Annotated in this window: 8 protein-coding genes; all 8 read left to right on the forward strand. The window is 62.1% G+C overall.

Features of this window, described 5'->3' with window-relative positions; genetic code table 11:
• The first annotated feature begins 29 nt into the window (after positions 1-29).
• The 8 genes from HMPREF2674_RS06350 (at position 30) to rlmB (ending at position 7,252) form a co-directional block, all read left to right on the forward strand.
• Positions 30-347 carry a DUF2516 family protein gene (locus tag HMPREF2674_RS06350; protein ID WP_049334002.1) on the forward strand — a complete coding sequence of 106 codons (318 nt, stop codon included), beginning with the start codon at positions 30-32 and terminating at the stop codon, positions 345-347.
• A 209-nt stretch (positions 348-556) separates the two neighbouring features.
• A complete protein-coding gene (locus HMPREF2674_RS06355) occupies positions 557-1,294 on the forward strand; it encodes a phosphoglyceromutase (RefSeq protein ID WP_049342684.1) in 738 nt (245 codons plus the stop codon).
• 148 nt (positions 1,295-1,442) lie between these two features.
• Entirely contained in the window at positions 1,443-2,579 is a 1,137-nt protein-coding gene (locus HMPREF2674_RS06360; RefSeq protein WP_049334004.1) for a sensor histidine kinase, read from the forward strand.
• A 39-nt stretch (positions 2,580-2,618) separates the two neighbouring features.
• Positions 2,619-3,302: a response regulator transcription factor gene (locus HMPREF2674_RS06365; protein WP_049334005.1), complete on the forward strand. Its 684-nt coding sequence runs from the start codon at positions 2,619-2,621 to the stop codon at positions 3,300-3,302.
• A 22-nt stretch (positions 3,303-3,324) separates the two neighbouring features.
• Positions 3,325-4,146: a 2-C-methyl-D-erythritol 4-phosphate cytidylyltransferase gene (gene ispD, locus HMPREF2674_RS06370; RefSeq protein WP_084824438.1), complete on the forward strand. Its 822-nt coding sequence runs from the start codon at positions 3,325-3,327 to the stop codon at positions 4,144-4,146.
• A gap of 47 nt (positions 4,147-4,193) precedes the next feature.
• The gene (ispF, locus tag HMPREF2674_RS06375; RefSeq protein ID WP_070825147.1) at positions 4,194-4,676 is read left to right on the forward strand and encodes a 2-C-methyl-D-erythritol 2,4-cyclodiphosphate synthase; all 483 of its coding nucleotides are present in this window, start codon (positions 4,194-4,196) and stop codon (positions 4,674-4,676) included.
• 71 nt (positions 4,677-4,747) lie between these two features.
• Positions 4,748-6,166, forward strand: coding sequence for a cysteine--tRNA ligase (cysS, locus tag HMPREF2674_RS06380; protein ID WP_070825148.1), 1,419 nt, complete (start codon positions 4,748-4,750; stop codon positions 6,164-6,166).
• Between the two features lie 96 nt (positions 6,167-6,262).
• Positions 6,263-7,252 (forward strand): 23S rRNA (guanosine(2251)-2'-O)-methyltransferase RlmB, encoded by a 990-nt coding sequence (rlmB, locus tag HMPREF2674_RS06385; protein WP_070825149.1) that lies wholly within the window; start codon positions 6,263-6,265, stop codon positions 7,250-7,252.
• The last annotated feature ends 427 nt before the right edge of the window (positions 7,253-7,679 follow it).

The raw sequence follows: 7,679 nt of genomic DNA on the forward strand, positions 1-7,679 counted from the left end.
CTATACGGCCGCTCGAGTGAAGGAATACGATGTCTCCTATTGTCCTGGTCCTCTACGCGACCTTTCTGATTAACCTGCTGCTGTCGGCCGCCGGTGCCGTGATCGGCGTTCTGGCGCTGTACCGTGCATGGACCGCGCCGGCCAACGCCTACGAGTTCGCGGGCAAGCGTCCTAAGAACACCTGGCTTGCCCTGACCGGCGTCTCCGCCGTGGTGCAGGTGCTGGGCGTCTTCTCGGCCTTCACCGGCGTGGGTAACACGATGCTGATGCTGCAGCTGATGGCCGCCGTGGTGAGCGGCGTGTTCCTGGCCGGCGTGTGGCCCGTAGTGGGTGGCCGCCGCTTCTAGGAGGTTTTCAGCGAAGCATCCGCGCCCACCTTGTGGCCGTCGCAAGCGCATACGGTGAGCCCCGCATACCGCGTTCCGGAACGATTTCCGGGCGCGGGGTGTGGGGCTTTCTGCCAGCTAAGCGGTGCATCCGGCAAGTTTTTGGGAGAACCCGGATTTTCTGCCCTCGAAGGCATGACAAACCGGCGGGTAAATGAAAAAATAGAAGCATGACTTACAAACTAGTACTCCTGCGCCACGGCCAGTCCGAGTGGAACGAGAAGAACCTGTTCACCGGCTGGGTGGATGTCAACCTGACCGACAAGGGCCGCGCCGAGGCTAAGCGCGGCGGCGAGCTGCTGGCAGAGCGCAACATCCTCCCCGATGTTGTGCACACCTCTTTGCAGCGTCGCGCTATCAACACCGCAAACATCGCCCTGGATGCAGCGGACCGCCTGTGGATTCCCGTCAAGCGCACCTGGCGCCTGAACGAGCGTCACTACGGTGCCCTGCAGGGTAAGAACAAGTCCGAGATCCGCGAGGAATACGGCGACGAGAAGTTCATGACCTGGCGTCGTTCCTACGACGTTCCGCCGCCCCCGCTGGACGACAACGACCCCTATTCGCAGGCACACGACCCTCGTTACGCCAACGTTGAGAACGCTCCCCGCACCGAGTGCCTCAAGGACGTTCTGGGCCGTATGCTCCCCTACTGGGAGTCGGACATCAAGCCCGACCTGGCAGCAGGCAAGACCGTTCTGGTGGCAGCGCACGGTAACTCCCTGCGCTCGCTGGTGAAGCACCTCGAGGGTATCTCCGACGAGGACATCGCCGGCCTGAACATCCCGACCGGTATCCCGCTGTACTACGAGCTGGATGAGAACTTCAAGCCCACTAAGGCTGGCGAGTACCTCGATCCCGAGGCCGCTAAGGACGCCATCGCAGCCGTGGCAAACCAGGGTAAGTAATTACCTCTCGCGAGGTTCGCTCTGCAGAGCGCCCGCGTGATTATGAGCCGCTCACCGTTTCGGTGGGCGGCTCATTGCGTGGGCCGACCTCTTGGGTGGGCGGCTGTTCAATATACTTGTGGAAGATACCCACGCAGGAGGAGAACGTATGGATGCCGGTCTGATCGCCTTCATCGCGGGCATGATAGGTCTGCTGGTCGGCGTCCTGAGCATGAACGCGGTGGCCCGTAGTGAGCGTGAGCGTGAGCGTAGCCTCGTATCCGCACCGACGCTGCGTGACGGTGCGGCTCAGGTACTGGCGGTGATTGGCCGCGCCTACCTGGTCATCGACGAGGTGGGGGGAGTGGTTCAGGCCTCGCCGGGCGCCTACGCGATGGGCCTGGTGCGCGGGCATACGGTCACCTCGCCCGAGCTGGCTAGCATGATTCGCACGGTGCGCCACCGCGGCATTTTTGCCGAGCAAAGCTTTGAGATTGACCGCGGCGAGAGCGAGGCACTGGTCCTGGATGTTCGCGTGGCCTCCCTGGGCGACGAATACATCCTGGTGCTTGCCGACGACCGCACCGAAATTTCTCGCGTGCAACGCATGCGTAACGACTTCGTGGCGAACGTGTCGCACGAGCTGAAGACACCCGTGGGCGCGGTGAGCCTACTCGCGGAGGCGATTGAGCAGGCTAGCGATGACCCGGAGGCGATTGAGTACTTCGTGGGCCGCCTGCACAAGGAGACGCGCCGCCTCTCCGCGCTGGTGCGCGACATTATCGAGCTCTCACGATTGCAGTCGACCGACGTGATTGCCCGTGGCGGCCCGGTGTCCGTGCCCACCCTGGTGGCGGACGCGATGGACCGCTCCCACCTGGCTGCCGAGGAGAAGGACATTCAGGTTTCCAGCCGCATTGAGGACGCCCCCGAGGTGTACGGCGACGCCGAGCTTCTGGGTATGGCCGTGCAGAACCTGGTGGAGAACGCGATTCGCTACTCGCCCGAACATACGAAGGTGGACATTCTGGTGCACCGCGTGGCCGATCAGCTGCTCATTGAGGTGTCGGATCAGGGGGTGGGTATTCCCGAGGATGAGCAGAAGCGCATCTTCGAGCGTTTTTACCGGGTGGACCCGGCTCGCTCTCGTCAGACCGGCGGCACGGGCCTGGGCCTGAGCATCGTGAAGCATGTGATGACTCAGCACGGCGGCAGTGTGACGGTGCGTTCGATGCCGCAGGAGGGCTCGACGTTCACGTTGGCCCTGCCGCTGACCGAGGCGCCGGAGGCACCGCTCACAGTGTAGTGTTAGCGGTATAGGTTTTATGGGAATCAAGGATAAAGTATGACGAAAATTCTGATTGTTGAGGACGAAGAGGCCCTGTCGGATCCCCTGGCCTTCCTGCTGGGGCGTGAGGGTTTTCAGACGGTTGTGGTGGACAATGGCCTGGACGCGCTGCCCACCTTCGAACGCGAGGGTGCCGACCTGGTGCTACTGGACGTGATGCTTCCCGGCATGCCCGGCACGGAGGTGTGCCGTAAGCTCCGTGAGGTGTCCTCGGTACCGATTATCATGCTGACCGCCAAGGACTCCGAGCTGGATAAGGTGTTTGGCCTTGAGCTGGGCGCCGATGACTACGTGACGAAGCCGTACTCGGCGCGCGAGCTGATTGCACGCATCCGCGCGGTGCTGCGCCGCCGTTCCGCCGAGCCCGACATGCCGATGGACGCGGTTCTTACGGGCGGCCCCGTGCGCATGGACATCGATCGCCACGTGGTGACGGTCAACGGCGAGGAAGTACCCATGCCGCTGAAGGAATTCGAGCTGCTGGAGATTCTGCTGCGCAACGTTGGTCGCGTGATGACGCGCGGACAGCTGATTGAGCGTGTGTGGGGCGCGGACTACGTGGGTGACACGAAGACCCTGGACGTGCACATTAAGCGCCTGCGTTCCAAGATTGAGCCGGATTCTTCGGCACCGCGCTACGTGGTGACGGTTCGCGGCCTGGGCTATAAGTTCGAGAATTAGCGTCGAGCCGAGGAGAGTACGTATGAGCTTTACCGCTGATTCCGTGACCGCCGAGGCCAACGCACAGAACCGCTTCGTGCAGAACCAGCCCGCGCAGAACCGGCAGAGCAAAGACCCCTCGCGCGTGGCCATTATCGTGCTGGGTGCAGGTTCGGGAACGCGCCTGGGCGAGCCGATTCCGAAGGCCGCGGTCCGCGTGCAGGGGCGTACGCTACTCGACCATGCCCTGCAGGGCGCCCGCGAGTCGCGGATTGCCGAGCACGTGGTGGTGACGGTGCCCGCCGGGTGCGAGAGCCTCTGCCCGGAGCTCCTTGAGGACGCGCACCGCGCCGAGGCGCTGGTGACGGTCGGCGGTGACACTCGCACCGCATCGGTGGTGGCGGCTCTTGACGCGCTTCGCGAGGCCGAGATCGCGGTGGATTACGTACTGATTCACGATTGTGCCCGCTCTTTCACCCCGCCGGAGGTGTACCACCGCGTGCTGGAGGGCCTGGGCACCCGCGTTGCCGCGAGGACGGTGCGCGCGGTTATTCCGGTGTTGCCGGTGGTCGATACCATCAAGACGGTGGATGCCTCCGCGGTGGTTACTGGAACCCCGGCTCGCTCGAGCATGCGCGCCGTACAAACCCCGCAGGGATTCGAGGTGGCGGCGCTACTGGCGGCTCATGAGCGTAGCCGAGCCCTGCCTCCCGAGGAAGCCGAGCTGCTGACCGATGACGCGATGGCGATGGAGGCGGCCGGCGAACCGGTGCTGACGGTGGCCGGGCACGAGGACGCCTTTAAAGTGACCACCCCCATGGATCTGAAGGTGGCGCGGGCGCTCTTTGGCGGAACGCGCCCCTGAGTATCCCCTCTTCTTCTGTCTAATATCTATTGAGCGAAGGACCCATCATGACTGTTATTCCGCGCGTCGGCACCGGCGTTGACGTTCACGCTTTTGGCCCGGAGGGCACGCCCCTGCACATCGCCGGCCTGCACTGGCCGGGGGAGCGGGGCCTGAGCGGCCACTCCGATGGCGACGTGGTGGCCCATGCTGCCGCGGATGCGCTCTTCGCCGCCTCTGGCACGGGGGACTTGGGTTCGAACTTTGGTGTGGACCGCCCGGATATGAAGGGCGCCTCGGGTGTTCGTATTCTTTCGGAGGCCGTGGCGATTGTGCGTGCGGCCGGTTTCGAGATCGGCAATGTGAGCGTTCAGCTGATTGGTAACCGCCCGAAGTTCTCGCCGCGCCGTGAGGATGCGAACCGCGTGCTCAGTGAGGCGGCGGGTGCCCCGGTGACGGTGATTGCGACGACTACCGACGGTTTGGGTTTGACCGGTCGCGGGGAGGGCGTGGCGGCGATTGCGATGGCTCTGGTGTATGAGCGCCACTAGGCCTCTGCCCGGCTTGACCCATTCCGTAACCTATCGCCCCGGTGCCTGGACCGACCCCGTAAAATGAGAGTGTGACTATGCGTTTTTATGATTCAGCTTCCGCGACTATCCGCGAGTTTGAGCCCGTCGTGCCCGGTGAGGCGCGTATCTATTATTGTGGTGCTACGGTGCAGGGTGAACCGCATCTGGGCCACATCCGTTCGGCGTTGGTTTTTGACCAGTTGAGCCGTTGGATGCGTTACCGCGGTTTGAAGGTGACGACGGTCCGCAATGTCACTGATATTGATGACAAGATTTTGGCGAAGTCTGCTGATTCTATGGAGCCCGGTTTTGAGGGTGAGTTCCCGAATGAGCAGTGGTGGGCGCTCGCGTACCGTTTTGAGAAGGTTTTTGCTCAGGCGTATGCGGCGTTGGGTATTGATCCGCCGACCTATGAGCCGCGCGCGACCGGTCATATTCCCGAGATGTTTGCTCTGATTCAGCGCCTGATTGACCGCGGCCACGCCTACCCGGCGCTGGATGACTCGGGTGACGTGTACTTTGACGTGCGTTCCTGGGAGAAATACGGCTCGCTGACCAACCAGAGCATTGACGATATGCAGGATTCGGCGGATGCCGATCCGCGCGGTAAGCGCGACCCTCGTGATTTTGCGCTGTGGAAGGGCTATAAGGAGGGCGAGCCGCTGACCGCTTCGTGGGAGTCCCCGTGGGGTCGCGGCCGTCCGGGCTGGCACCTGGAGTGCTCGGCGATGGCTGGTAAGTATTTGGGTTCGCGTTTCGATATTCACGGTGGCGGTTTGGATTTGCGCTTCCCGCATCACGAGAACGAGCTGGCCCAGTCGACCGCGGCCGGCGATGATTTCGCGAACTTCTGGATGCACAACGGCATGGTCACCTACGAGGGTGAGAAGATGTCGAAGTCTATCGGTAATACGATTTCGCCGGCGCAGATGCTGGAAATGGCCCGTCCGCTGGTGGTTCGCTACTACCTAGGTAGCGCGCATTACCGTTCGGTGCTGGACTATCGCCCATCTTCTCTGCAGGAGGCGGCAACGGCTATTGAGCGTGTTGAATCGTTCCTGGCCGCAACTCAGGATTTGCTGAAGCCCGACCGCGAGGTGCCCGAGGCTTTCGCCGAGGCGATGGATGACGATATGAACATTCCTCGTGCCCTGGCGGTTCTGCATGAGCAGACTCGCGCGGGTAATGCAGCGCTCGCTGCCGGTGAGGACGCTTCGGAGGCCGCTAATGCCGTGATGGCTATGGCTGAGGTGCTGGGCCTGGCGCAGCTGATGAGCTTTAACGCTGAGGGCGCCTCGGATGCCGAGCATGAGGCTCTGGACTCCCTGATTCAGGCGGTTCTGGCGGAGCGTGCGGATGCGCGTGCCCAGAAGGATTGGGCTAAGGCCGATGCGATGCGCGACCTGCTGTTCTCCGCGGGTGTGAAGGTGCGTGACGGCGCTGAGGGTTCGAGCTGGAGCATTGCGTAGGTTGGTGGCGTGCCCCGCGTTCTGCGTTGGGGGCTTAGGCGTTGCGGGTCTTTTCGCGTAGACTCGTATTCATTATTTTGACGAAGGAAGAGAAGAATGGCTAAGGCAGGTTCGCGCCCGGGCGCTACCGGCAAGAAGAAGGGTGCTACTAAGGGCACCGGCGGTCACGGCCGTAAGGCCCTTGAGGGCAGGGGCCCGACTCCGAAGGCTGAGGATCGCGTTTACCACAAGGCGTACAAGATGAAGCGTGCGGCTGAGCGTCGTGCGGCGACCGGTACGAACCGTAAGTTCCAGACTCGTTTGGGCGGTAAGCGCGCCAGCGATGAGCTGGTGACGGGTCGTAACGCGGTGCTGGAGGCGCTGCGTACCGAGATTCCCTCGAAGCACCTGTATATTATGAGCCGCATTGAGGTGGATGACCGCGTTCGCGAGATCATGACGATTGCGAATAAGCGCAACATCCCGATGCTGGAGATTCCGCGTAGCGAGCTGGATCGTCTGACCGATGGTGCGGTGCACCAGGGCGTGGCGATGCAGATTCCGCCGTACAAGTACCCGGATGCTACCGATCTGGTGCTGGATACGATGGAGCGCTGGCACTCGGGTAAGCTGTCGACTCCGCCGCTGTTCGTGGCGCTGGATGGCATTACCGATCCCCGTAACCTGGGTGCGATTATTCGTAGCGTGTCGGCGTTTAGCGGTGACGGCGTGATTATTCCCGAGCGTCGTTCGGCTGCGGTGACCGCGGGTGCGTGGAAGACCAGTGCCGGTGCGGCTGCTCGTATTCCCGTTGCAATGGCGACTAACCTGACTCGTGTGATTCAGCAGGCTAAGGAGCAGGGCATCTTTGTGATTGGTCTGGATGGCGGTGGCGATATTGAGCTGCCGGCTCTGGAGCTTGCGAACGAGCCGCTGTGCGTGGTGGTTGGTTCGGAGGGCAAGGGCCTGTCCCGCCTGGTGACTGAGAACTGCGATCAGATTGTGTCGATTCCGATTGATTCGGCGATGGAGTCGCTGAACGCGGCGATGGCTGTGGGCATCACTCTGTACGATGTGTCCCGTCGTCGTGCGGTGGCTGCCGAGTAGGTTGTCGCGATAACCGTTCTGTAGGTTTATGAACGTAAGAGGGGAAGGCGTCCCGTGAGGGGCGCCCTCCCCCTTTGCTCTTGATGGCGGGTACGCCAGGGAACCGGGTCAGGGAACTGGTCGAGGAGCGGAAACGTAAGGATGCAGGGGAGGGGCGGTAGCCCCTTCCCCCATCTTTTCTTCGTTTCGGGGCCTTTTGCGTTTCCGTAGGGGGTTTCCGGAGTGATTTTTGGGGGATTTTCGGGCTTTCGTGGGGATTTTTAAGATTTTTTCGAAGATTTTTTGAGGCCTTTACCCCGCATTGACTAGGGGTTTTGTCCCACTGTTCAGGTCAGAATGAACCTAAACCCCCTTATTTGTGTTCTACTTCACCCGTATTCGGGTTGCGGGCCCGTACTCGGGTCTGTATAGTTGTATGAGTCGCCGC

Source organism: Rothia sp. HMSC062F03 (assembly GCF_001836905.1).
Classification (GTDB): Bacteria; Actinomycetota; Actinomycetes; order Actinomycetales; family Micrococcaceae; genus Rothia; species Rothia mucilaginosa_A.

Bases quoted from the DNA above. Each gene is read 5' to 3' on its own strand.
- HMPREF2674_RS06350 (WP_049334002.1), top strand. From the start codon at position 30: ATGTCTCCTATTGTCCTGGTCCTCTACGCGACCTTTCTGATTAACCTG.
- HMPREF2674_RS06355 (WP_049342684.1), top strand. From the start codon at position 557: ATGACTTACAAACTAGTACTCCTGCGCCACGGCCAGTCCGAGTGGAAC.
- HMPREF2674_RS06360 (WP_049334004.1), top strand. From the start codon at position 1,443: ATGGATGCCGGTCTGATCGCCTTCATCGCGGGCATGATAGGTCTGCTG.
- HMPREF2674_RS06365 (WP_049334005.1), top strand. From the start codon at position 2,619: ATGACGAAAATTCTGATTGTTGAGGACGAAGAGGCCCTGTCGGATCCC.
- ispD (WP_084824438.1), top strand. From the start codon at position 3,325: ATGAGCTTTACCGCTGATTCCGTGACCGCCGAGGCCAACGCACAGAAC.
- ispF (WP_070825147.1), top strand. From the start codon at position 4,194: ATGACTGTTATTCCGCGCGTCGGCACCGGCGTTGACGTTCACGCTTTT.
- rlmB (WP_070825149.1), top strand. From the start codon at position 6,263: ATGGCTAAGGCAGGTTCGCGCCCGGGCGCTACCGGCAAGAAGAAGGGT.